A 21775-nucleotide genomic window follows, 5' to 3' on the forward strand; every position below is an offset into this window, starting at 1 on the left:
TTTGACTATATTCGTGTTATGGTTTTTGGTGCACTGTATGCCTGTCGCCCGCTGGCACCGACGTTTCAGCCGACTCACCCTATTTGTTGTTCAGGTCACCAGAGTGGGATTACTGGGGACGGTTCGACCAAGAAGCAGCGCCAGTCCGTCGATGATGGCCACGAACGTGCATATACAGACTCACTGGGACGGGAAAATAGGCACAAACCCGAGCGTTGATTACGCTCGCTCACGGCATCTCGAGTGATGACCGAGATCATCGATGGAAACGCCGTTGCGAGCGAGATCCGCGATGGACTGACCGACGCGATCGAAACGCTCGCCGACGCCGGGACGCGGCCGGGGCTCGCGACCGTCCTGATGGGCGACGATCCTGCGAGTCAGACGTACGTGAACAGCAGGGAATCGACGTCGAACTTCCCTAACGTCGCTTTCGCACTGATAGCGCGCAGAATTCGACAGTCGTTTTACTCGAACTCGAGGGTCTCGAGCTGTTGGGTCGCGCGCTCGACCGCTTCCGGTTCGCCCTGCAGGGCCGCCGTGAGTTCGCGAGTCGCACGAACGAGGGTTTCGGCGGTTTCCGGTCGAATATCACCCTCGAGCATGCGGATTCGCGTGACGTGGTCCCCCAAGGTCTCGAGGACGCGCTGTTGGTCGGTCGTGAGCGTCCGCTCCTCGCTCCAGGTGCGAATATCGCGTCGGTAGTCTCGAACGGCGTTGGCGACGGCGATCCCGCGAGCCGATCGAAGCGAGTCCGGAACCTCCGATGCAGGCGGGCGTCGCCCCTGATCTGTGACTTCGAGTAGCGTGAGAAAGTAGAGTTCGTCGCGCTCTGCGAGCTGCCGTTCGCGCGCGACGATGTCGGCGACGTGCACTAGTTCGGCGGCCGCGAGGTACGTATCGTCGAGTTCGCGCAGGTCGCCGCCTCTGATGAACCCGCGCTGGCGGACGTACTCCCGGGAGCGCTCACGACACCGTTTTGCGAGGTCGCCTGTCGTGCTGTCGTCGACGGTGTTTCGAACCGGCGTCAGATCGAACTCGATCTGCAGGTCCGTGTGTTCGGTTCGGTCGTCGAGGCCGACGCTCCGGAGCGTCCCACAGTGTGGACAGCTCACGTTCCCCGTTTCGTAGTACGACCAGCGGGTCCCACACTCGGTGCATTCGCGCTCGCCCCGAATCTTCATGAACCCACCTTCGGTCGGGACGTCAAAAGGTTCACCGACTCGTCGAGTCGACCGGTACCGAACTCGGACGCACGGACCCAATCGGCAGCGGGGTCGGCCGATTTCGCTTCGGTCGAACGCGTAACTGGCACTTCTGGTACCGGTCTTTTTGCGTCTTCGCCGGGAACGACCCCGTATGCGAGACGAACAAGAGATCCGCGAGCAGTACGAGTTCCTCGAGGAGCAACTCGAGAGCGACGAGATGAACCACGACGGCGTCGAGCGGATGTTTACGTACTACAAGCGCGCGCTCGGGTGGGTCCTCGAAGAAGAACACATCTGAGACCACCGGCAATTGCGATTGACATATTGAGATTCGATCCGTTGTCGGTACCTTTAAGTTCTCCCGGGCAATTTTTTCAGTTGACGCTTCGCTTGGAGGGCCGAAGCGTCAGCGGGGACCAATTCAGGGCGGCAAGCAACCGCGTGACATTTTTCGGTGTTCCACATTCCCGACGATGCGGAGTCGTGCTCGAAGCGTTCCGGACGTCTGGTTTATCTCGCATTGGATCTCGAATTTTCCGCCACGAGAACGATGAGTTTCGAAGTGTAGGAACATATCATACGAACGAATAGCATACCAAATTGCACCCATGTTCAATGCCACCAAATGATGTGGATATCGGCAGGTAGAACCCTTCAGACACAACAATAACAACATACAAGTGCTCGAGTCACCTCCCATGATAAAATGAATTCACAGAGAGATATTCTCCTCTTTGCCGCGCTCGCACTCGCCTGGGGAACCGCCTTCAGCGCGATCGAGATCGGACTCGGATCGCTGCCGCCGCTCCTCTTTGCCGCCTTCCGACTCGACTTCGCAACCGTCCTGTTCGTCGGTCTCGTCGCCGCGCTCGGTCTCGAGTGGCGGCCGCGAACACGAGCGGACGCAATATCGATCGTCACCGGCGGCGTGCTCCTCGTGGGCGCTCACTACGGCCTCTTGTTCGTCGGCCAATTGTACGTCTCGAGCGCCGTCGCTGCGATCGTATTGAGCCTGACGCCCATAGTCACGCCGCCGATCGCGCTCGCGTTGCTCCCGCGAGAGCGAATCCGACCGCCCGCAGCCGTCGGGCTGGTGCTCGGACTGGTAGGTGTCGTGGTCATCGCCGTCTCCGGCGGTTCGCTGGGCGGGCAGGCCCTCGGCGTCGGCCTCCTGTTCGGTTCGGCCCTCTCGATCGCCATTGGCTCGGTCGTCCTCGAGCGAACGAGCGCGACGCTGTCTATCATCCCGCTACAAACGTGGGCGATGGGCGTCGGCGGACTCGCGTTGCACGCCGTCAGCGTCCTCCACCCCGGGGAAAGCGTCCTCGTGGCGACGTTCACCGGCGATGTCGTTGCCGCGCTCGCGTACCTCGGCGTCGTCTCGACGGCCGGTGGCTTCCTGGCGTACTTCGTCCTGCTCGAGCGCGTCGGCGCGACGGAACTCAGCCTCGTCAACTACACCTCGCCCGTGATCGCCGCCGCGTTCGGCTGGCTCCTGCTGGGCGAGTCCATCACGGCCGCGACGGTCGCCGGGTTCGCGCTGATCGTCCTCGGCTTTACCCTCTGTAAGATCGACAGCCTCTGGAAGCTCGTTCGACCGATCGTCGACGACGAAAGCGGGGACTCCTCGAGACCCGCGAACGGATTCGTCGTCAGGCGAAATCCCTACGTTCGCTCCGCGAGCTCCGAGAGCGAGACCCGATCGACGCCCTCGTCACGGCAGTCGTGTGCCGACTGATCGATCGACGCGGACGCGTTTGTTTACTCGGGGTCGAGTGAACAGATTTCCGGCAGTCGCGGTCGGTGCGCCATCAAAAGTACCATACCGTCGCACGACTCAGTAGCTGATATCGAGTGGTTTCCGTGACCGAAAAAAGCGAATATCGAGACGATTACCCCGACAAGACGCTGTATATTCCGGGCCCGACCGAAGTGCGCGAGGACGTCATCGAGGCGATGTGCGAGCCGATGTTCGGCCACCGCATGGACCGCATGACCGACCTCTACACGACCATCGTCGAGGACACGAAGGAGTTCCTCGGCACCGACAACGACGTCATCGTCCTCACCGGGTCGGGAACCGAGTTCATGGAGAGTTCGATCCTGAACCTCGTCGACGAGAACGTCCTCGTCACGACCTGTGGCAGCTTCAGCGAGCGCCAGGCCAACGTCGCCGAACGCCTCGGCAAAACCGTCGACACCCTCGAGTACGAGTGGGGCCAGGCGGTCAAACCCGAGGACGTCCGCAACTATCTCGAGGAATCGGACACCGACTACGACGTGGTCACCTGCGTGAAAAACGAGAGTTCGACCGGCGTCCGCAACCCGGTCGAGGAGATCGGTGACGTCGTCGCCGAGTATCCGGACACCTACTTCGTCGTCGACGCGGTCTCGTCGCTCGGCGGGGACTACATCGACATCGACGAACACGGGATCGACGTGATCTTCACCTCCGTCCAAAAGGCCTTCGCCATGCCGCCGGGGCTGGGCGTCTGCGTCGTCAGCGACGACGCCTACGAGCGCGAACTCGAGAAGGAGTCGGCCTCCTGGTACGGCGGCTTCCAGCGCACCCTCGACTACTACGACCGGAAGGGCCAGACCCACTCCACGCCCGCGATTCCGATCATGCTCGCCTACCGAAAACAGATGAAACACATGCTCTCCGAGGGCCACGACGCGCGCGACCAGCGCCACCGGGAGATGGCCGAGTACACCCGCGAGTGGGCCCGCGAGCACTTCGCGATGTTCCCCGAGGAGGGCTACGAATCCCAGACCGTGAGCTGTATCGAGAACACGCAGGAAATCGACGTCGCCGCGACCATCGACGCCGTTAGCGAGGAGTACGACATGGTCTTCTCGAACGGCTACGGCTCCGCGCTCGGCGAGAAGACGTTCCGCATCGGCCACATGGGCGAACACGATCTCGAGAGCATCAAGGAGCTAACCGACGCGATCGAGGACGTCGCCGATCTGTAGAAAGGCGTCTCAAGCGTAGCGTGAAACTGGACCACGGTATTGGACCGGATCGGTAGCAGCAAACGTAACGACTTACGTGTGATCGGTCGAACACGAGGCAAATGGTTGCGCTCGAGCGGCTGCGTACGACCGGCGCGACGCCCGAACTGGTCGCCGTCATCGTCTCGAATCTTCTGCCGCTCGTCGGGGTCCTCCTGCTCGAGTGGAACGCCGCGACGCTCGTCACCGTCTACTGGTTCGAACTCGGCGTCTTGTGTTTCTGGGCGCTGGTTCGGGCGCTCTTTGCCGGCCGGCCGTCCGAATTCGACCCGGAGATGTATCTCCTCGGGGCGCTCGTGGACAGGCCCGTTTCGGTTCCGATCCCGCGCACCGGCCTCGAGATACGGCTCTCGACGCTCCCCATCTTCGCCATGGCGGTTCCGATACTCTCGCTCATCTGGTTCGCCACGGGGGCCGTGACCGTCGGACTCGTCGGTGGCCACGCGCTCGAGTCGAGCGCAATCGAGACGGGAGTCCTCGCTGTCGGCGTCCTCTTTCTCACCGAGGGGAGCCGGACGGGACTCGAGTACTTCTACCGACAGGGGTACCGCGAGCACAGCGCCCAAACGGCGGTACGCGGCGTGATCTGGCGCATCGGAGTGCTATTCATCGTCGGGCTCTGTATCGCAGTGCTTGCCGTGGGGGCAGATCCTGCCGTGGCCAGTGACGAGTCGATCGCCGCGGTGGACCCGACGATCGTCGGCCTCCCGCTACTGATCGGTATCGTCCTCGTCAAATCGGGATTCGACCTCGCGGACGTCTACCGCGACCGACTGGCTGCGCTCGGGAAATCGATAGGCGAACACTTCGACAGCGGGGAGACTCCAGCGACGCCGGGGAACACTCCAACGGCGCACGCGCACACTCCGGCGACGCCGGAGCCGATCGACGATTCCGTGCCGGACGCAGAAAAACGAGTCCGTCCGCCCGTCGGCGGTCGCCTACTCGTACCTTGGGCTCACCTCAAACGGTATCCGAATCTCTGGTTCGTTGGCGTGTTTATCGCCGCTGGCGGGCTTTTGTTCGCGTTCGACGGTGCCTGGTCGATCGTGGCCGGGTTCGGGGTCGTCGCCGTCGCCGTGACCACCCTCTCGATCCACCTAGACTACTGGCTCCGCTACGCTTTCGTCGAATACCGGATCGACGACGACGCGATCGTCGGCTACGACCGGCTGTTTCGACAGCCGGTGTGGCACATCGAGACATCGGGCCAGCACACCGCCCGCCTCGAACGCGACTGGATCGACGGCCGACTCGAGACCGCAACCGTCATCGTCGAACATCCTGCTACCGACCGCACTCTGTGGCTTCCACGAGCTTGCGATCCAGCGGCGATTCTCGAGGTTCTCGACCGCCAATCCGACGAGTCGGTTCGAGCGAAATCGAATCGCTCGAGCCCGTCAAAAGGGAGCTAGTCTGACTCGACTCGAGCGTTCGCGAACGAAGTAAGCGATTCAATCTCGATTCCCGTCTCGGGAATATCCACGACGAAGACAACCAATTACCGCCTTCTTCTGTTTTATGTAGTTCTCTTCGGCTGGAATCTCGTATCGTTCGGCGAACGATTCCGAGACAGTAACGAACGTTCGATCGCCGTCCATCGACGAGAGCCAATCCAGCGACGTAGACGAGTCCCTAGCAGCAACGGGTGTTTCCAGTGGTCGAACGATCCGTTCGTCACCGGAAAGCGACTCGGCCTGGCACCACGAGAGTCCCGTTTCGTCTACGACGAGGAGTTTGTGTTCTGGCGTGACCGTGAATTCGTTTCCATCTCGAGTCTCTATCGAGACGAGATCGGTTGCATCTTTTGAAAAAACGTGCGACGGAGAGACGTATTCAAACGTGCCGTCATTACTGTAGGTGAGTATCTCGAGATCATTATCAGGTGTACCAAACCCGTCAACGTCCCCAACCACCGTCGAAATGGGAGCAATACCCTCATTTGTCAGTACTGGTGTCTCACCGGTGACGCACTTTCCGGTTCCGGCCGGACCCCCAAGCATGAGGTGCGGCAGGTCGTCCTGCTCGACGTACTGAGAGAGCCGCGGGATGATGTCTTCGTGGCCCTTGATGTCGTCGAGGGTTTCGGGACGGTACTTCTCGATCCAGACTTCGGTCCGTCCCGGCGTCGACTCCGCGGTCTCGGCGTCGGCCTCGCTCATACGTGTCGAGAGGGGCGGGCCGAAGATAAAACGACCGAACCGCGAGCAGACTGGAGCGCTCGAGCGGCCAGTTCGTCGACGGTCTCGAGTCGGTCGTTCTGACGCTCACTAAAGGTGTCATCATAGACACTATTTTATCCGCCAGCGCGGCGTACCGTCGATATGCCAACCGATACCACAGGAGCGTCGAAACCCAACGCGTCGAACCGCTCGTCGGCCGGGCTGCTCGCTCGAATCGCCGTGCTCGTAGCGGTCCTCGTGCTCGTCGTCGGGAGCGGACCGGGGCTGGTCGCCGCCCAGTCGGTCGACGGCCCCGACGGGTTCGACGGCACGGTCACCGTCGAGGAGGGAGAATCCGTCGACAGCGTCGAGGCGTTCGCGGGCAACGTCATCGTCGACGGCACCGTCACCGGCGACGTGAGCGCGCTCGCCGGAAACGTCTACGTCAACGGCGAGGTCGAGGGGGACGTCTCGGTCGCCTCGGGCAACCTCGAGATCAACGGAACCGTTGGCGGCGACGTGAGCGCGGCCGCGGGCAACGTCCGCCTCGCCGAGAACGGATCGGTCGGCGGCAACTTCCAAGCGGGCGGGGGGACCGTCCTCGTCAACGGGACGATCGACGGCGACGCGATGATCGGCGCGGACACGATCGAACTCGGCGAGACGGCGTCCATCTCGGGCGACCTCGAGTACAGCGGCGACTTGCAGGGCGAGACGGGAGTCGTCGAGGGCGAGGTCACCGAAGACTCGTCGATCGGCACCGGGCCCGATACGGGGCTCGAGCCGATCGTGACGTGGGTGTTCGCGCTGTACACGCTCGCGCTGAACCTGCTCCTGGGCGCGGCGTTGCTCCTGCTCTTCCCGCGGTTTTCGAGCGGCGTCGCCGACCGGGTCGCGAACGCGCCGGTGCGGGCGGGGCTGGTCGGGCTGGCGGTTCTCATCGTCGTCCCCATCGCACTGATCGCCCTCGCGATCACGGTGGTCGGAATCCCGCTCTCGATAATCGGCGGGTTCGTCTTCGCGCTGTTCGTCTGGATCGGAATCGTCTACGGGCGCTTCGCCGTGGCCGCCTGGCTCCTGTCGCTCGTGGGACTCGACAACCGGTGGCTCGCGCTCGTCGTAGGGCTGGTCGGCGGCGCGTTGCTCGGGCGGGTTCCGATCGTCGGCGGCATCGTGAACTTCCTGATCTTCCTGCTCGGTCTCGGCGCGCTCGCGATGACCCTCTACGGAGGACGGCGGCGAACCCGCGAGTCCCGGGCGCGAACGGGAACCGGCGAATCGACCGCCGACTGATCGGTCTCGAGCGTTCGGCCGGTCGCGGTTCCGAGCGTTCGATTGCGGCCTCGAGCAATCGAGAGGAATTGGACTCGAGCAATCGACGGGCGTCCAACGACGCCCTCAAGTTCGAACGGCGACAACGGATCGTATGCGCGTCACCGTGGACGTCAAAGGCGAAGACACCCACGAGTTCGCCCTCGAGGACGTTCCCACCGATCCAGCCGCGGAGTCGAACGGCACGCCGACGTACGCCAACCTCCTTTCCGAAGTCGATCTCAGCCCCCACGAGGTGTCAGTCCTCGTCGACGGCCGCCCCGTTCCGGAGGACCAGCCGGTCGACGCCGACCACGTCACCGTGCTTCGATTGATCAAGGGCGGGTAATACCGAATTACCAAATTCATCAACGCGACTGACAGAGTGCGGACGATCGATCGTTCTCGCAGTATGGGATCGAATCGCCCATCCATCTGTTCGAGGCGAGAGAGCGCGTCTCCGAAGCGAATTGGGCGTGGAAAGTCGATCCGCTATCGTCGGTTCGAACGAACTGGGATTCTATTTCCGTCGCCGAACGCTGGGCGACTCGAGGAGGCGCTCGAGTCGAGTTCGACGGCTCCATGGCCTCGAACTCGACGACAATTCCGTCGCTGTCGGCCCGGATTTCGCTTCGTGTCTCGAACCGAGCAATGAACGGAAACTGAGAGATCGACGCGCCGGTCGATAACTGTGATCGTCCGGCCGCGGTGCCGGTCGACGAGCCCGCGTATCGGGGGCGAGTCAATCGTCTTTTATCGGTCTCAGTCTCTCGGTTTCGGTCGCCGGTCATCTGGAGAGCGGCTTGGACGACGGTTCGGTCCGCTCTCGATCCGTGACGGCTCGACGTCCGTGGTACTCTCCGTAGCAAATAGTTCACCAGTCGTGTCGGCACCGTCAGTAACAGGCTTTTTTGCAGACTCAAAAATATCTACACAATTACAAAGGCCGGATCAAGCCAACGTCGACTGGCATGGTATACTCTCTACCCGCACAGGCGGTACAGCTCCCGAACTGGCTTCAGGACCCGGTCGCAGAACTGATAACGTTCGTTCCCCGGCTGATCGGAGCGGCGATCATCCTCCTCATCGGCTGGGTCGTCGGCCGCTTCGCCGCGCGCGTCGTCGGGCGCATCGCCGACGGCATCGAACTCGATCGGATGGTCCTCGAGACGCCGCTCGGACGAATCCTCGGCGGCACTGAACAGGCCGTCTCGAGCGCGTTCGGTTCGTTGGCGAAGTGGTTCGTCTACGCGCTCGCGATCCTCGCGGCGGCGAACGCGCTGGCGATCCCGACGCTCTCGGAGTGGATCTCGACGGCGGTGTCGTACCTGCCGGCGTTCATCGCCGGGCTGCTCGTCATCGTCCTCGGATTCGTCGTGGCGGACTTCATCGGGGACGTGATCGAACGGACTCGAGCCGCGACGCAGACGGCCTACGCGGGCTGGTTCGCGAACGGCGCACGGATGTTCCTCTACTTCACGGCGATCGTCATCGGCCTCGACACGATGGGGATCGACGTCGGCATCCTCTACGTCTTCGCCAGAGCGCTCGCGTGGGGACTGGCGGCCGCGGTGGCCATCGGTGCCGGCGTCGCCTTCGGCTGGGGCGGCAAGGACTACGTCTCCGAGAACATCGACGGCTGGATGGGACGGACGAGTACGGTCACGCCGTCCGAGGAAACCCAAAGCGAGAGTCCCCGCGGCAGCGACCGCGACGCTGGCTCCGAACCGAGCGCCGGACCGGGCGCAGAGGACGACTAGACGACCCACACGGGCGGCGGCCGACGTCCGCAAAGACGCGTCGCGGACAAGTCGGCGTCACTCGGCCGGCGGCGCTATTTTTTCGGCTCGCTCGTCGTCTCCCTCGGGGGGAAAGAGCGGCTTGACCGGGACGACGACGTCGGATCTGACGAGTTTGCCGTCGATCCGTCGCCGCTTCGTGACGCGGGCGAGTCGGTGCGTCCCGGCGTAGACGCGCTCGATCCGCTCGAGGATCGACTCGAACGCGTCGGCGTCGAAGCGCTCGGCCGAAACCCGATCCGTGGCGACGGCGACGCCGCTGGATCGCGCGTACACGTCGAGGCGACCCTCGAAGATGCGCTCGAGGGCGGCGATCTGCTCGTGAACGTCGCCGACCGACTCCCGGCCCGGTCTCGCTGGGAACGAGACGTACGCCTGATACTGCTCGGGATCGTTCGCCACGTAGCGGTTCCAGAGTCGCTTCGCTCGAGACAACCCCCTCATCGACATCGCGCTCGAGGGTCGCGCGGGGCGGTTGGGATGCGGTCGGCCACTCGCGAGTTTTCGGTCGGCGACGCGGTATCGATCGTGGGCGGGTTTTGGCTCGGCGACGCGGTATCGGCCACTCGAGAATCGTCGGCCGACGGCGATCCTTCGAACGGTCGGTGTATCTCCTGTCGCATCGTTCTCACGTTCGTCTCGTCCGCGGCGGTAATACGTTCTTTGTTGTCGGCTCAGGAGCGTCAGCGAGCCACTTATTCACCGAAATTGATCGTTTCGCAGTCCGCGAGGCATATGTACTGGCAGCCGATACTTACTGGCAGAATGCGTCCCACAATCCCCGCGCGGTCGACGCTCTCTCTCGCAGTTTCGGCCGGGATCGTCGCCCTCGGCGTCGCGGTTAACGACGGATTTGCGCCCTCGCTTCGAACGCTTCTCGCGCTCGCGATCACCGCCGTCGGACTCTTCGGTATCGGAATCGTCGTCCGCGACCGCTCGCTCGAGTCCCTTCGGCTCGCCGCGGGCCGGTTCTGGGTGGGCGCGTTCGTGGCGTTTCTCCCCTACGGGCTGGCGACCTCCCCGAACAACGAGACGGCAGCGGCACTCGGCGACGCGTTCGCCGGACCGCTCGCGGTCGTTGCGCTCGAGGCCGTCGCCGGGGCCGGGGTCCTCTGTGCGGCCGTGGTAACAGTTCTTTATGCGTTCGCGAGTTACGGTATCTATCCGGGACGGCCGACGCCCGAAGAACGCGTGCTCGAGCGCCAGCGAAACGAGTAGGTTCCGAGCGACGTGACCGCGTCGGCGACCGATTAGCAGACTACCAGAACAATGTACACCCGTACTGCGACCAGCGAGGACGCCCTCGAAATCCGACGGATTCTCGACGCGGCGATGCTCGAGCCCGGCGACTTCGAAGGGCGAATCGACGTGAACGATGTCTTCGTCGCGGGGGATCGGTGGCCAGCGACCCGTGTTGACCACGCCGGATCGGCACGAACCGGCGAGAGCTCACGAGCTGAGAGTGGTGAGTCGACACGGCCGGGACATGGCGAGTCGACACGTCCGGGACGCGGCGAACCAGCGAACGTCGACGAGCGAATCCTCGGAACGATCGTCCTCGAGCCGCTCGCAGAGGTTGCAGAGCGACCCGAAGGCGCTGGGGACGGCGCACACATTAGCGCGATCGGGGTTCGACGGCGACACCGCGGTCAGGGAATCGGACGGGCGCTGATCGAGCGTGCCCTCGAGCGCGAGGGACGGTTGACCGCCCACTTCGACGCCGGGGTTCGGCCGTTCTACGAGTCGCTCGAGTTCTCGATCGAGCCGATCGACGACGAGCGGTATCGGGGCTCGCTCGAGGGATCGCGCTGAGAGGGTGGGGCAGTCGTCGCTGTCTCCTGCGAGCGCGGGTCGGTTTTATGGGCGATACCGTGGTACGTCGGTGCGCATGAATCTACAACGGCTCCTCCGCGGTGATCCCGGGCGGAACTCGCTGCTGTACCTGGGGATCGGTGGCATCTCGCTGGTGAAGGCACTCGCGGTCAGGGATGACTCGGAGCGGTTCCGCCGCGAACTGCTTGACGCCGGGCTATTCATCGGCGTCGGACTCCTCCTGCGGCGATACAGCACGATGCGAGAACAGAAGCGCGCGGAACTGCAGGAACAGATTCCAAACTGGGTCGTCGACGTCGCCGGCTCGCCGGGCGCACAGAGTGGTCTGCGATCGAAGGCGAAACGACGGCTCACCGGCGGGACGAAAGCGGAGACGGAACCGACGCTCGGCGATCACGCACGGAGTATCCTGAAAAACCGCTAACTGTCCCTGGGAACTGAGAGAGGGTTCAACGACGGCGCAGACTGAAAGAGGGCCCACCGACTGGCTGCAAGCGCGCTCGCGTGCAGACGCGTACCTAGTTCGTGACCGGTTCGAGTTCGGCGGTGAAGTGGCGCAGTTCCGGAATCTCGGGCTCGGTCGCGAGCCGAAGTCCGTCGACCGCGTCGCGGTTCTCGTAGGCGCTTTCGACCGTCTCGAGGACGTGTTCGAAGTGTTCCTGATGGTAGGTGCGACGCGGGATCGCGAGGCGGACGAGTTCCGGCCGGTCCGAGTCGGGGAACGCGAAGCTGCCGAGTTCGACCCCGCGGACCCCGCCTTCCCGGTAGAGTTCACAGACCAGAACCTGACCGGGGAACTCGCTCGAGTCGAGGTGGGGGTAAAACGAGCCCGCATCGAGGTAGACAGCGTGACCGCCGGCCGGCGTGTAGATTGGAACGTCGGCGTCCTCGAGCATGGACGCGAGCGTTCGAACCTGCTCGATTCGATCCTCGATGTAGGCGTCGGTGACCGCCTCGCGAAGCCCGACGGCCATCGCCTCGATGTCTCGGCCGGCCATGCCGCCGTATGTCGGGAACCCTTCGTAGAGGATCGCACGACTCCGACAGCGTTCGAAGAGGGCGTCGTCTCGAGTCGCGACGAACCCGCCCGTGTTCGCGAGGCCGTCTTTCTTCCCGCTCATGACGGCGGCGTCGGCGTACTCGAGTTGTTCTCGAGCGATGTCGGCGACGGATGTCTCGGCGTACTCGTCCTCGCGTTCGCGGACGAAAAAGGCGTTCTCGGCGAACCGACAGGCGTCGATGACGAACGTGGCGTCGATCTCGTCGGCGAAGGCGCGAACCCGGCGCGTGTTCTCGATGCTGACCGGCTGTCCGGCCGTCGAGTTGTTCGTGATCGTCGAGATGACCAGCGGCACGTTCTCCGCGCCGACCTCGGAGACGGCCTCGCGTGCGCGCTCGACGGAGAAGTTCCCCTTGAACGGCTCCTCGGCGCGCAGGTCGTGTGCGCCCTCGGTCGGGCAGTCGACGGCCTCCGCCCCCTGGTTCGCGACGTGGGCTCGAGTCGTATCGAAGTGGGTGTTGTTCGGGACGACGTCGCCCTCGGAGAGGAGTGAGCCGTAGAGCACGTTTTCCGCGCCACGGCCCTGATGGGCCGGGATCACGTGCGGGAATCCCATCACGTCTTCGACGGCCGACTCGAGGCGTTCGAAACTCGGCGATCCGGCGTAGGACTCGTCGCCGCGGTGGAGCGCGGCCCACTGCTCGTCGCTCATCGCACCCGTGCCGCTATCGGTGAGAAGGTCTATGTAGACGTCGTCGGCCGCGAGCGAGAAGACGTTGTAGCCGGCCTCCTCGAGCGCGCGCTCGCGCTCGTCCCTGTCGGGTAACCGGATCCGCTCGACGGCTTTGGACTTGTAAGCGACCATGGAACCGGTGACGGTCTCGAGGTTGTTTACTCTATCTGATACAAAATAGCCATCGAAGGGGCGACCCGGACCCCAGCCGACGGCTTCGCGCAGTAATGAACGAAAGCGCGTGTACCCGGTGCGGCGTATATTTCGCCTCGCTGACAGTGTGATACCAACACATACTATTATGAGGAATAGGGAAGAATCCAGAGACATGGCTGGGTACGACCAGACGTTGAGACCGTTTCTGTGGCGTGCCGAACGACTGTATCCCGACCGAGAGGTTGTCTCGCGAACACACGAGGGGATCGAGCGACAGACCTACGGCGAGTTCGCCGACCGAACCCGGCAGTTGGCGAACGCGCTCTCCGATCTCGGCGTCGACGACGGCGAGCGGGTCGGCACCTTCTGCTGGAATCACAGCCGACACGCCGAGATCTACTTCGGTGCGCCCAATATCGGGGGCCAACTGCACACGATCAATCCGTTGCTTCCGCCCGAACACATCCAGTACATCGTCGAGAACGCCGAAGACGCGGTGCTTTTCGTCGATCCGTCGCTGCTCGAGCCTCTCGAAGCGGCTTACGACGAAACTGCGTTCTCGAGCGTCGAGCAGTACGTCGTCATCGGCTCTTCGGTCCCCGAAACCAGTCTCGGCCCCGTCACCGACTACGAGTCCTTTATCGGCGGACAGTCGACCGAGTACGACTGGCCCGAACTCGACGAGGAGACGCCAGCGGGGATGTGCTACACCTCCGGAACCACCGGCAAACCGAAGGGCGTCGAGTACACCCAGCGGATGCTGTGGTCGCACACGATGGCCACGCTCACCCCCCAGGGGCTCGGCGTTCGCGACGCGGATGTCGTGATGCCCGTCGTTCCGATGTTCCACGTCAACGCCTGGGGGATCCCGTTTACGGCCACCGCCGCCGGCGCGAAGCACGTCTATCCCGGCCCCTCGCCCGCGCCCGAGGACCTCGTCTCGCTCATCGAGGCGGAAGGCGTCACGATTTCAGCCGGCGTCCCGACCGTCTGGCTCGGCGTCCTCGAGTACTTAGAGGAGAACGACGCGGACCTCTCCTCGCTCGAGCGCATCGTCATCGGCGGCAGCGCGGCCCCCAAGAGCCTGATCGAGCAGTACGACGACCTCGGCGTCGATGTCGTCCACGCCTGGGGGATGACCGAGATGTCGCCGGTCGGAACCGTCGCGCACATCAAGGAAGGGCTCGGCGACCTCTCGACCGACCAGCAGTACGAAAAACGCGGCAAACAGGGGCTGGCCGTCCCCGGCCTCGAGTTCAAAGTGGTCGACGACGACGGCGAGGAAATCGAGTGGAACGGCGAGGACTTTGGCGAACTGTACGTTCGGGGCCCGTGGGTGACCGACTCGTACTTCAAACGACCCGACGCAAACGAGGCGGACTTCGAGGGCTCGTGGCTCAAAACCGGCGACATCGTCACCGTCGACGACGAGGGCTACATCCAGATCGTCGACCGCGCCAAGGACGTGATCAAAAGCGGCGGCGAGTGGATCTCCTCGGTCGAACTCGAGAACGCCATCATGGCCCACGACGCCGTCAGCGAGGCGACCGTCGTCGGCGTCCCCCACGAGCGCTGGCAGGAACGACCGGCGGCGTTCGTGGTGCCGGCCGACGGTGCCGGCCTCGAGGAAGACGAGTTCGAGAGCGAACTTGAGGCGTTCGTCGGCGAGAACTACCCCGACTGGTGGACGCCCGACGCCGTAGTCTTCATCGAGGAAGTACCCAAGACCGCGACCGGGAAGTTCGACAAGAAGGTGCTACGGGAGGAGTACGCGACGGAGGATCTGCTCGCAGAGGAGTGAGCCGTCTCTGCGTCTCGGACCGCGGGATCTCGATGCGTCCGCCAAACGGGTTGGTAGCGCCGTCTCGAGGCTATATCCCGTGATTCGCTGACTTGGCGAACGCTGGCGGTGTACTATAGGTATCCACAATCAATCACTGGTCGATGAACGACTCTCGGTCGCTTTCCGAACGGCTCACCGACGACCTGACAGCGGATCTGTCGGTCAGCATCGCAGCGGTCGGTCTCGCACTGGTCGCGTTTTTCCTCGCACCAGTCGGCGAGAGCGTCGGCAACCGATTCCTGCTGATCTGTACGCTCGGCATCTTCATCCCGTACGCGTACGGCGAGTACTGGCCGGTCGAGTACTCGCCGACGTACGCGGCCGTCTGGACGATCTCGGCGGGGCTCGTAACGTCGGGCATCTTTATCGGAGTCTTCGCGGTGACTCAGTCCGCGCTGTCGAGTACCGCTGCGGGGGCCGTCGCGTTTGTCGCGACCGTCGGCGTGCAGTACGGGATCGCGATGGCGTTCCCCCACGTTCGCTAGCAGACGACACTGACCAACATACAGGAAACGCCACGGACGAGAAAGAGAGCCGCCGAAATGAACAGGCTCGAACGGCGTGTGACACAGACCGTAAAAAATACATCGAGAATCGTACGTGATAGTCGTGACGGGAGCGTACCAAACAGGGCGAGACGGCTTGCAAACGAGCGTCCGGGACTCGAGACGCCGGACCATCGCGGAGCCACGACACGTGAGCGAACCAAACCGAGACGACAACGACGAGCGCGGGCCCGATCGATCCCACGAGATATTCGCCCAGCTCGACGACGAGTACGCGCGCGAAATCCTCGTCGAGACGGTCAGTAGTTCGCGGTCGGCACACGAACTCAGCGAGGCGTGTGACGCCTCGCTATCGACGATCTACCGGCGGGCCGAACGACTCATCGACTGCGGACTCCTCGCGGAGCAAACCGTCGTCGAAGACGACGGGAACCATTACAGCGTGTACGAAGCGCGACTCGATAGGCTCACGGTCGACTTAGACGAGGAGGGATTTTCCGTCACGTTCGAATCGAAACCGACGGAGACGCTATCGGACCGCTTTACGGACATGTGGGAGGAACTTTGAGAATGACACCGAATCCAGCAGTGGCGCGACTCTCGTTCGACTATCTAACGTTACTTTCGGTGACGCTCATCGCGATCGGACTGGCGCTGTTCATCGTGTTTCAGGCCTATCGCGGCTATCGCCACCATGAGAGCCGTCGAATGTTATTTCTTGCGCTGGGATTGTTCCTGCTGACGATCGTTCCGTTCGTGTTCTCGATCGGCGTCGATTCGGCGGAGCAACTAACGACGCTCGAGCCGCGAGTCAGTTCGTACTACCTCCCGATGGCGAGCCGGCTCAGCGAAGTTGGCGGACTCGGTTGTCTACTCTATTCGCTGCTGATCGATGCCGAGTGAAGATCGTCAGGTCCGCCGCGTAGTTGAAGTTTAGAGAAGCAACGAGACGACCGCGAGCGCCAGAAAGATGAGCACGAGCCACTTCGCGATCGCCATCGTGAGCCCCGCGATCCCGTTGAGGCCGAAGAATCCTGCGAGTACCGCGACGACGAAGAACGTGAGCGCGAGTTCTAGCATGGCTCGAACGTTACTCCTTACGGTAAAGTCACTTTTGCCGGACTATGCAAGCAACGTGAAATTGACGCGAACGTGAACGAGGCGACAAGACGGGCGAGCGAGACCTAGAACAGGTCCTGCGTGATCTCTAAGGTTTCCTCGCGGTCGTCCCAGTCGACGACGAGCGCGACGCTGGTCGCGCTCGTGATGATGTCCTGGAGGTTAATCCGAGCCTCTGCGAGCGGGTTGACGATGTCGCTGATGATTCCCGGCTGGTTCGGGAGTTCGCCGCCGGTCACGCGGACGACGGCCATCGGCGAGTCGACGGTCACGCTCGAGAACTCGTCGCGGGCGATGACCTCGCGGTGGAGGATGTTCTCGGCTCGTTCGGCCTCCTCTTCGTCGATATAAAACGTCACCGTGTCGACGCCGCTGGCGACGGCTTCGATGTTGACATCACTCTCGCCGAGCGCTTGCGAGAGGTGCTGGAAGACGCCCGGCTGGTTCCGAATCGCCCGGCCCGCGACGGTGAGACAGGCGATCGGGCGCTCCCGGAGGTCGACGAGGTTCTGGAACTCGCCTTCGATGCTCGTCCCGCCGCTGAGAAGGTCGCCGTGCTGGTAGTGGACGACTCGAACGTCGAGTTTGTTGTCCTTGTACGAAAGCGCAGAGGGTGCGACGACCTCGGCACCGCGGAACGAGAGGTTTCGAAGCTCGTCGACCGAGATCTCGCCGACGTTTCTCGCTCCTTCGACGACCCGCGGATCGCCGGTCATGACGCCCTCGACGTCGGTGACGATGACGACCTCGTCTGCGTCCATGTACTTGCCGAGCATGACGGCCGTCGTGTCGCTGCCGCCCCGGCCGAGCGTCGTAATCGAGCCGTCGGTTCCCTCGGCGAGGAACCCGGTGATGACCGGCACGACGTCGTCGAGCGACTCGGCGACCTCGTAGGCGCGCCGTTGGGTCTCCTCGACATCGACCTCGCCGTGCTCGTCCGTGATGATCGGCCAGTCCTCGCCGCCCGGTTCGAGGAATCGCGCCTCGATGCCGCGAGACGAGAGCGCCGCCTTGAGCATCCGAACGGAGGTCCGTTCGCCCATGCTGACGATCTGAGCTCTGTCCTTGTCGCCCGTCTCGAAGGTGATGTCCTCGAGCAAGTCGTCGGTAGTCGATCCCATCGCGCTGGCGACGACGGCGATTTCGTGGCCGTCCTCGACCGCAGCGGCGACGGAGTCTGCGGCCCGGTTGATTCGGTCGCCCGTGCCCAGACTGGTTCCCCCGAACTTCGCTACGACGCGCATGGAGACACCCCACAATCGACGTGAGTGGCCGTGGTTCTGCTCATGTGCCAGTCCATTACAAGAGCGAGCAAATAACTGTGTCCCATCGGTCGCATTTTTACTCCCGACCGAATCGGCGCGGTCGAATCGGTCCGAACGGGGTCGATTCGGTGCGGTACTCGAGCGGACCGGGTAACGACAGGCGCGGGTGGGCCGTCGGGCGCGGGGGACCGCCGGGCGAGATTTATAGTAGTGCAAGCCATTACCACACACTAATGAACATACGCGACGCACTCGAGGCCGATGCCGATGCGCTTGCGTCCATCGCTGACTCGCCGACTGACGTGATGCGAAACCTCGTACACGATCGGACGGTACGCGTCGCCGAAGACGGCACCCACGATCCAAACGCCGACGTACAGGCCGGCGACACGCAGTACGACGAGTCGAACCCGGAGGACCTCCTCGGATTCGTCAGCTTCGACGCCAGAGGCGAGACGGTCCACGTCACCCAGATCGGCGGCACGGACGACGCCTGCGTCGAACTGCTGGCCGAACCGGTTCGGTTCGCGGAGGGCGAATCGATGACCGTCGAACTCCTGATCGCGCCGGAGGCCGACGGCGTCAAAGCCGCCGCCGACGAACTCGGATTCCGAAACTGCGGCTCGGGCCCCCGCTTCGAGAACGCGCGTACGGAGAAGTTTCGACTCGAGCCCTAATACAACCGAAATTGGGCTCGAGTCGAAGAGTCAATGGGCAGATTCGACTCGAGCACGAATACCGTCGTTCCGCGTCTCGAGGTCGCTTCTCAGCTGAACTTCTGGACGGTCACGTCGAGCGTGTCGAGGTCGACGATGGGCGCGTAGCCGGCGTCGGGGTCGATGTTGACGCTCTTCTGGAAGTCCGTCTGGGCCTGCCAGCACCCGGAGTTGATCGCGAGCACGTTGTGGTACTTGCCAAAGCCGAGTTTGTGGACGTGGCCGGTGTGGAAAATGTCGGGGACGTCTTCGATGATCAGGTAATCTTCCTTCTCGGGAGCGAGCCTCGTGTGGCCGCCGAACTGGGGAGCGACATGGCGCTTTTTGAGGAGGTGGTACATCGCTTTGTGCGGCTCGTCATAATTGGCCTTCTCCGCAGGCAGTTCGGCGATGACCTCGTCGAGACTGACGCCGTGGTACATCAGGACCGAGACGCCCTCGAGAGTGACCGTCGAGGGGTTGCTCACGATCTGGGGATCGTGTGCGGACATGATGTTTCGCAGCCGTTCGTCGAATCCAGGTTGGGGTTCCGCGAGTCTGACCGCGTCGTGGTTGCCCGGAATCATGACGATATCTAAGTCCCCGGGCACTCGTTTGAGGTGCTCGTTGAACGCCTCGTACTGGTCGTAGATGTCGACGATGTCGAGTTCCTCGTCCTGATCCGGATAGACGCCGACGCCCTCGACCATGTCGCCCGCGAGCAACAGGTACTCGACGTGCTGGGCCTCTTCGGTGTGCAGCCAGTCTGCGAACCGGTTCCAGGCGTCCGCCATGAACTCCTGGCTGCCCACGTGAACGTCGCTGATGAGCGCGGCCTGAACGTGTCGATCCGCGGTCGACGGCTCGTACGTCCGCGGCACGTCCGGAAACGACATCGAATCGACGAACGCGATGCCCGAATCGTCCGCCAGCGTCCCCTCCATCGCCAGCACCTCGTCGCAGAGCAACTCCTCGACGAGGTCGGCGTACTCCCTGTCTTTCATCACGAGCCACGGGAACGTCCCGGTCGCGTCCTCGAGTTCGATCAGCCAGTGCCCGCTGGCGGTCGAGCGGATGTCGTTGACGAGTCCGACCATCGCCGCCTCGCTCCCGCCCGGCATACTCTGGATGGCAGAGGCCGGACGGTGGTTGAACCGACCGCGGAGTTTCGATCCCAACCGCTCGAGTCGGTCGCGAAAGACGGCGACGAAGTCCTTGTACTCGCCCGTCCCCGTACTCTCGCCGGTCATGTCGTTCGCGATTTCGAGGGCCCGCCTCGAGGCGTCGCCACCTCGATCGAACCGATCGGCAGACCCCCCAGTTTCGACTGGAGAATCGGCATTCGAACTGGACGACGGCTGGGATGGATCTCCAGTTGAAACAGGGGGGTCGTTCGGCGGCACGTCCGTGGGATCGTTTGGGGCGCTCGAACGATCATGTCCCACCGAGTCACTCGTAGATGCCGGTGAATCGCTCGACGCCGGCGGCGAGTCACTCGAGTCTGGCGATGATTCGCCGGAAGCCGATGCGGACTCCTCGAGAACCGATCGAACGTGCTCCGAGCGTACGACCAGCGTTCCCTCGGGGAGCGCGTCGACGACCCGCTCGAGGGTCGGCTGTGGTCGCTCCGCGGCGGCGATGAGGGTCACGGCCTCGCGCTCTGCGTTGTACCCGCGGGTGGTCAACTCGCTGACGATCCGGGCCGGACCCTCGAGTGGCACACGATTCGTATTCGCGAGTGGCGAGAAAAGGATGACGGATCGGCCGTCTCCAACTGTCAATCGGCTCCCCGCCTGACCCGAGGGGGAAAGTTGATACACGGTCCTCGCAAAATGAGATTCAATGGGCGATGGCGACGGTAACGACGGCTACGACGACCGAGACCGAACCGGTTCGTCGTCCGAGTCAGACGACTATCGCGAATCGGAAACCAGGGACGAAGCCGAAAACGGCATCGAGGATCGTGGGAACGGCGCTGACGACCTCGAAAGCGGTGCCGACGACCCCGGAAACGGTGCCGACGAGTCCGCACACGCCAGCGACGAACTCGAGAACGACACCCGCGACTTCGAGAGCGGCGGCGATAGCTTCGAATACGGCAGCGACGGTTCCGAAGACAGCGGGGATGGCTTCGAACACGGCAGCGATGGCTCCGGCAATCGCGGTGGCGAACCCGAACGAGACGACTTGGAATCGCGGCGAGCGACTGCCGACGGGTTCGACGGTTCGGACGACCGCACGGTCTCGAGGGGGGGTCGAGCGCTTCGAGTGCGTCGGAGAACGCTCGAGGCGCGCCCGACAGCTCTCACGGGCGATCCGATGACTCTCGAGGCGAATCGGCGGATCGGGTGACACTCGAGGACGACGGACTCCTCCGGTGGTTCCTGAAGACGGACGACGGGACAGTCATGATGGTCAGAGACGTCCTCACCAGCGTCGCGATCGTCGCAGCGATCGGCCTCGTGCTGTTCGCCGTCAGCGGCATCTGGCCCCCACTGGTCGCTGTCGAGAGCGGGAGCATGCATCCAAATATGCAGGAGGGAGACCTGATCTTCGTCGTCGGCGAGGATCGGTTCGTCGGCGATAACCCGATCGACGGAACCGGCGTCGTCACGCTCGAGAACGGCCGGGAAAGCGGCTACGACAAGTTCGGAAAGGCCGGCGACGTCGTCGTGTTTCAACCGGGTGGGAGCGAAAGAGCTACACCGGTGATACACAGGGCCCACTTCTGGGTCGACGAAGACGAGAACTGGGTCGAAGAGGCCGATCCGGAAATCATCGGCGAGGACACGACCTGCGACGATATCGCGTCGTGTCCCGCAGACCACGCCGGGTTCATCACGAAAGGAGACCACAACAGCGGCTACGACCAGCAGACCGGTCTCGGTGCGAGCTCCGACGAAATCGTCAAGCCCGAGTGGATCACCGGTAAGGCGTCGTTCCGAATCCCGTGGCTCGGAAACATCCGCCTGCTGTTCGATAAGTACCTGTTCGGCGCGATCGGCGGGACCGTCGCCCCACAGGCGGTCGCCGGCGTTTCGGTCGGTGCCGGCAGCGTCGCCGGTGCCGTGACCGTGGCGGGAAGACGCTGGTCCGATCGAAACTGAATCACGACGGCTTTTTCAGTGCG

The 21775-nt window shown here is 63.3% G+C and carries 23 protein-coding genes and 2 pseudogenes; 18 read left to right on the forward strand and 7 right to left on the reverse strand.

Features of this window, described 5'->3' with window-relative positions:
- Positions 1-246: 246 nt before the first annotated feature.
- A pseudogene (locus EL22_RS15970) lies at positions 247-405 on the forward strand (tetrahydrofolate dehydrogenase/cyclohydrolase catalytic domain-containing protein); the annotation flags it as partial.
- A gap of 62 nt (positions 406-467) precedes the next feature.
- Here EL22_RS15970 and EL22_RS07900 read toward each other — a convergent pair.
- Complete coding sequence (locus tag EL22_RS07900) at positions 468-1184, reverse strand: hypothetical protein (protein ID WP_050050990.1); 717 nt, start codon at positions 1182-1184, stop codon at positions 468-470.
- 175 nt (positions 1185-1359) lie between these two features.
- Between EL22_RS07900 and EL22_RS17990 the strand changes: the two genes are divergently transcribed.
- From EL22_RS17990 to EL22_RS07915, 4 genes are all read left to right on the forward strand, one after another.
- The gene (locus EL22_RS17990) at positions 1360-1506 is read left to right on the forward strand and encodes a hypothetical protein (RefSeq protein WP_175507122.1); all 147 of its coding nucleotides are present in this window, start codon (positions 1360-1362) and stop codon (positions 1504-1506) included.
- A 408-nt stretch (positions 1507-1914) separates the two neighbouring features.
- The gene (locus EL22_RS07905) at positions 1915-2946 is read left to right on the forward strand and encodes a DMT family transporter (protein ID WP_050050991.1); all 1032 of its coding nucleotides are present in this window, start codon (positions 1915-1917) and stop codon (positions 2944-2946) included.
- A gap of 125 nt (positions 2947-3071) precedes the next feature.
- Positions 3072-4184, forward strand: coding sequence for an alanine--glyoxylate aminotransferase family protein (locus EL22_RS07910; RefSeq protein WP_050050992.1), 1113 nt, complete (start codon positions 3072-3074; stop codon positions 4182-4184).
- Positions 4185-4285: 101 nt separating this feature from the next.
- Positions 4286-5638: a DUF6498-containing protein gene (locus tag EL22_RS07915; RefSeq protein WP_050050993.1), complete on the forward strand. Its 1353-nt coding sequence runs from the start codon at positions 4286-4288 to the stop codon at positions 5636-5638.
- Positions 5639-5692: 54 nt separating this feature from the next.
- Here the strand turns inward: EL22_RS07915 and EL22_RS07920 are convergent.
- Positions 5693-6385, reverse strand: a pseudogene (locus EL22_RS07920) (Replication factor C small subunit); the annotation flags it as partial.
- Between the two features lie 162 nt (positions 6386-6547).
- Between EL22_RS07920 and EL22_RS07925 the strand changes: the two are divergent.
- The 3 genes from EL22_RS07925 to EL22_RS07940 all read left to right on the forward strand — a co-directional run bounded on the left by EL22_RS07925 (position 6548) and on the right by EL22_RS07940 (position 9456).
- On the forward strand, positions 6548-7678 hold the full coding sequence (locus EL22_RS07925) for a polymer-forming cytoskeletal protein (RefSeq protein WP_082146711.1): 1131 nt from the start codon (positions 6548-6550) through the stop codon (positions 7676-7678).
- 133 nt (positions 7679-7811) lie between these two features.
- Positions 7812-8045, forward strand: coding sequence for a ubiquitin-like small modifier protein 2 (locus EL22_RS07930; protein WP_050050995.1), 234 nt, complete (start codon positions 7812-7814; stop codon positions 8043-8045).
- Between the two features lie 622 nt (positions 8046-8667).
- Complete coding sequence (locus EL22_RS07940; RefSeq protein WP_050050997.1) at positions 8668-9456, forward strand: hypothetical protein; 789 nt, start codon at positions 8668-8670, stop codon at positions 9454-9456.
- A gap of 57 nt (positions 9457-9513) precedes the next feature.
- Here EL22_RS07940 and EL22_RS07945 read toward each other — a convergent pair whose 3' ends face one another.
- On the reverse strand, positions 9514-9939 hold the full coding sequence (locus EL22_RS07945; RefSeq protein WP_082146737.1) for a hypothetical protein: 426 nt from the start codon (positions 9937-9939) through the stop codon (positions 9514-9516).
- 321 nt (positions 9940-10260) lie between these two features.
- On the opposite strand from EL22_RS07945, the gene EL22_RS07955 reads away from it, so the two are divergent.
- From EL22_RS07955 to EL22_RS07965, 3 genes are all read left to right on the forward strand, one after another.
- Positions 10261-10713, forward strand: coding sequence for a hypothetical protein (locus EL22_RS07955; RefSeq protein WP_050051000.1), 453 nt, complete (start codon positions 10261-10263; stop codon positions 10711-10713).
- A gap of 51 nt (positions 10714-10764) precedes the next feature.
- Entirely contained in the window at positions 10765-11307 is a 543-nt protein-coding gene (locus tag EL22_RS07960) for a GNAT family N-acetyltransferase (protein ID WP_050051001.1), read from the forward strand.
- Positions 11308-11383: 76 nt separating this feature from the next.
- Positions 11384-11752 carry a hypothetical protein gene (locus EL22_RS07965; protein ID WP_050051002.1) on the forward strand — a complete coding sequence of 123 codons (369 nt, stop codon included), beginning with the start codon at positions 11384-11386 and terminating at the stop codon, positions 11750-11752.
- 94 nt (positions 11753-11846) lie between these two features.
- Here the strand turns inward: EL22_RS07965 and EL22_RS07970 are convergent, their stop codons facing one another.
- On the reverse strand, positions 11847-13193 hold the full coding sequence (locus EL22_RS07970; protein WP_050051003.1) for a tryptophanase: 1347 nt from the start codon (positions 13191-13193) through the stop codon (positions 11847-11849).
- A gap of 196 nt (positions 13194-13389) precedes the next feature.
- Between EL22_RS07970 and EL22_RS07975 the strand changes: the two genes are divergently transcribed.
- The 4 genes from EL22_RS07975 (at position 13390) to EL22_RS07990 (ending at position 16469) form a co-directional block, all read left to right on the forward strand.
- Entirely contained in the window at positions 13390-15018 is a 1629-nt protein-coding gene (locus tag EL22_RS07975) for a long-chain fatty acid--CoA ligase (RefSeq protein WP_050051004.1), read from the forward strand.
- 143 nt (positions 15019-15161) lie between these two features.
- A complete protein-coding gene (locus EL22_RS07980) occupies positions 15162-15545 on the forward strand; it encodes a hypothetical protein (RefSeq protein ID WP_050051005.1) in 384 nt (127 codons plus the stop codon).
- Between the two features lie 211 nt (positions 15546-15756).
- Positions 15757-16134, forward strand: a complete 378-nt coding sequence (locus EL22_RS07985) for a winged helix-turn-helix domain-containing protein (RefSeq protein WP_050051260.1) — start codon at positions 15757-15759, stop codon at positions 16132-16134.
- Positions 16135-16136: 2 nt separating this feature from the next.
- Positions 16137-16469 (forward strand): hypothetical protein, encoded by a 333-nt coding sequence (locus tag EL22_RS07990; protein ID WP_050051006.1) that lies wholly within the window; start codon positions 16137-16139, stop codon positions 16467-16469.
- Between the two features lie 30 nt (positions 16470-16499).
- Here EL22_RS07990 and EL22_RS15975 read toward each other — a convergent pair whose 3' ends face one another.
- Complete coding sequence (locus EL22_RS15975) at positions 16500-16646, reverse strand: DUF1328 domain-containing protein (RefSeq protein ID WP_082146712.1); 147 nt, start codon at positions 16644-16646, stop codon at positions 16500-16502.
- A 104-nt stretch (positions 16647-16750) separates the two neighbouring features.
- On the reverse strand, positions 16751-17929 hold the full coding sequence (locus tag EL22_RS07995) for an aspartate kinase (RefSeq protein ID WP_050051007.1): 1179 nt from the start codon (positions 17927-17929) through the stop codon (positions 16751-16753).
- Between the two features lie 254 nt (positions 17930-18183).
- Between EL22_RS07995 and EL22_RS08000 the strand changes: the two genes are divergently transcribed.
- The gene (locus EL22_RS08000) at positions 18184-18627 is read left to right on the forward strand and encodes a hypothetical protein (RefSeq protein ID WP_050051008.1); all 444 of its coding nucleotides are present in this window, start codon (positions 18184-18186) and stop codon (positions 18625-18627) included.
- Positions 18628-18716: 89 nt separating this feature from the next.
- Here the strand turns inward: EL22_RS08000 and EL22_RS08005 are convergent, their stop codons facing one another.
- Positions 18717-20366: a DNA-directed DNA polymerase II small subunit gene (locus EL22_RS08005; protein WP_050051009.1), complete on the reverse strand. Its 1650-nt coding sequence runs from the start codon at positions 20364-20366 to the stop codon at positions 18717-18719.
- A gap of 121 nt (positions 20367-20487) precedes the next feature.
- Between EL22_RS08005 and EL22_RS17995 the strand changes: the two genes are divergently transcribed.
- A complete protein-coding gene (locus EL22_RS17995; RefSeq protein WP_050051010.1) occupies positions 20488-20997 on the forward strand; it encodes a hypothetical protein in 510 nt (169 codons plus the stop codon).
- Positions 20994-21752 carry a S26 family signal peptidase gene (locus tag EL22_RS08015; RefSeq protein WP_394298903.1) on the forward strand — a complete coding sequence of 253 codons (759 nt, stop codon included), beginning with the start codon at positions 20994-20996 and terminating at the stop codon, positions 21750-21752. The genes EL22_RS17995 and EL22_RS08015 overlap by 4 nt, the downstream gene beginning before the upstream one ends.
- Positions 21753-21775: the final 23 nt, after the last annotated feature.

The sequence above is a fragment of the Halostagnicola sp. A56 genome, assembly GCF_000691505.1.
Classification (GTDB): Archaea; Halobacteriota; Halobacteria; order Halobacteriales; family Natrialbaceae; genus Halostagnicola.

Coding starts and splice junctions, on each gene's coding strand:
- EL22_RS17995 (WP_050051010.1), top strand. CDS start 20,488: ATGGGCGATGGCGACGGTAACGACGGCTACGACGACCGAGACCGAACC.
- EL22_RS07995 (WP_050051007.1), bottom strand. CDS start 17,929: ATGCGCGTCGTAGCGAAGTTCGGGGGAACCAGTCTGGGCACGGGCGAC.
- EL22_RS07930 (WP_050050995.1), top strand. CDS start 7,812: ATGCGCGTCACCGTGGACGTCAAAGGCGAAGACACCCACGAGTTCGCC.
- EL22_RS07980 (WP_050051005.1), top strand. CDS start 15,162: ATGAACGACTCTCGGTCGCTTTCCGAACGGCTCACCGACGACCTGACA.
- EL22_RS07940 (WP_050050997.1), top strand. CDS start 8,668: ATGGTATACTCTCTACCCGCACAGGCGGTACAGCTCCCGAACTGGCTT.
- EL22_RS07970 (WP_050051003.1), bottom strand. CDS start 13,193: ATGGTCGCTTACAAGTCCAAAGCCGTCGAGCGGATCCGGTTACCCGAC.
- EL22_RS07905 (WP_050050991.1), top strand. CDS start 1,915: ATGAATTCACAGAGAGATATTCTCCTCTTTGCCGCGCTCGCACTCGCC.
- EL22_RS07965 (WP_050051002.1), top strand. CDS start 11,384: ATGAATCTACAACGGCTCCTCCGCGGTGATCCCGGGCGGAACTCGCTG.
- EL22_RS07945 (WP_082146737.1), bottom strand. CDS start 9,939: ATGAGGGGGTTGTCTCGAGCGAAGCGACTCTGGAACCGCTACGTGGCG.
- EL22_RS07975 (WP_050051004.1), top strand. CDS start 13,390: ATGGCTGGGTACGACCAGACGTTGAGACCGTTTCTGTGGCGTGCCGAA.
- EL22_RS07925 (WP_082146711.1), top strand. CDS start 6,548: ATGCCAACCGATACCACAGGAGCGTCGAAACCCAACGCGTCGAACCGC.
- EL22_RS07900 (WP_050050990.1), bottom strand. CDS start 1,184: ATGAAGATTCGGGGCGAGCGCGAATGCACCGAGTGTGGGACCCGCTGG.
- EL22_RS17990 (WP_175507122.1), top strand. CDS start 1,360: ATGCGAGACGAACAAGAGATCCGCGAGCAGTACGAGTTCCTCGAGGAG.
- EL22_RS07915 (WP_050050993.1), top strand. CDS start 4,286: ATGGTTGCGCTCGAGCGGCTGCGTACGACCGGCGCGACGCCCGAACTG.
- EL22_RS07990 (WP_050051006.1), top strand. CDS start 16,137: ATGACACCGAATCCAGCAGTGGCGCGACTCTCGTTCGACTATCTAACG.
- EL22_RS08000 (WP_050051008.1), top strand. CDS start 18,184: ATGAACATACGCGACGCACTCGAGGCCGATGCCGATGCGCTTGCGTCC.
- EL22_RS15975 (WP_082146712.1), bottom strand. CDS start 16,646: ATGCTAGAACTCGCGCTCACGTTCTTCGTCGTCGCGGTACTCGCAGGA.
- EL22_RS07960 (WP_050051001.1), top strand. CDS start 10,765: ATGTACACCCGTACTGCGACCAGCGAGGACGCCCTCGAAATCCGACGG.
- EL22_RS07955 (WP_050051000.1), top strand. CDS start 10,261: ATGCGTCCCACAATCCCCGCGCGGTCGACGCTCTCTCTCGCAGTTTCG.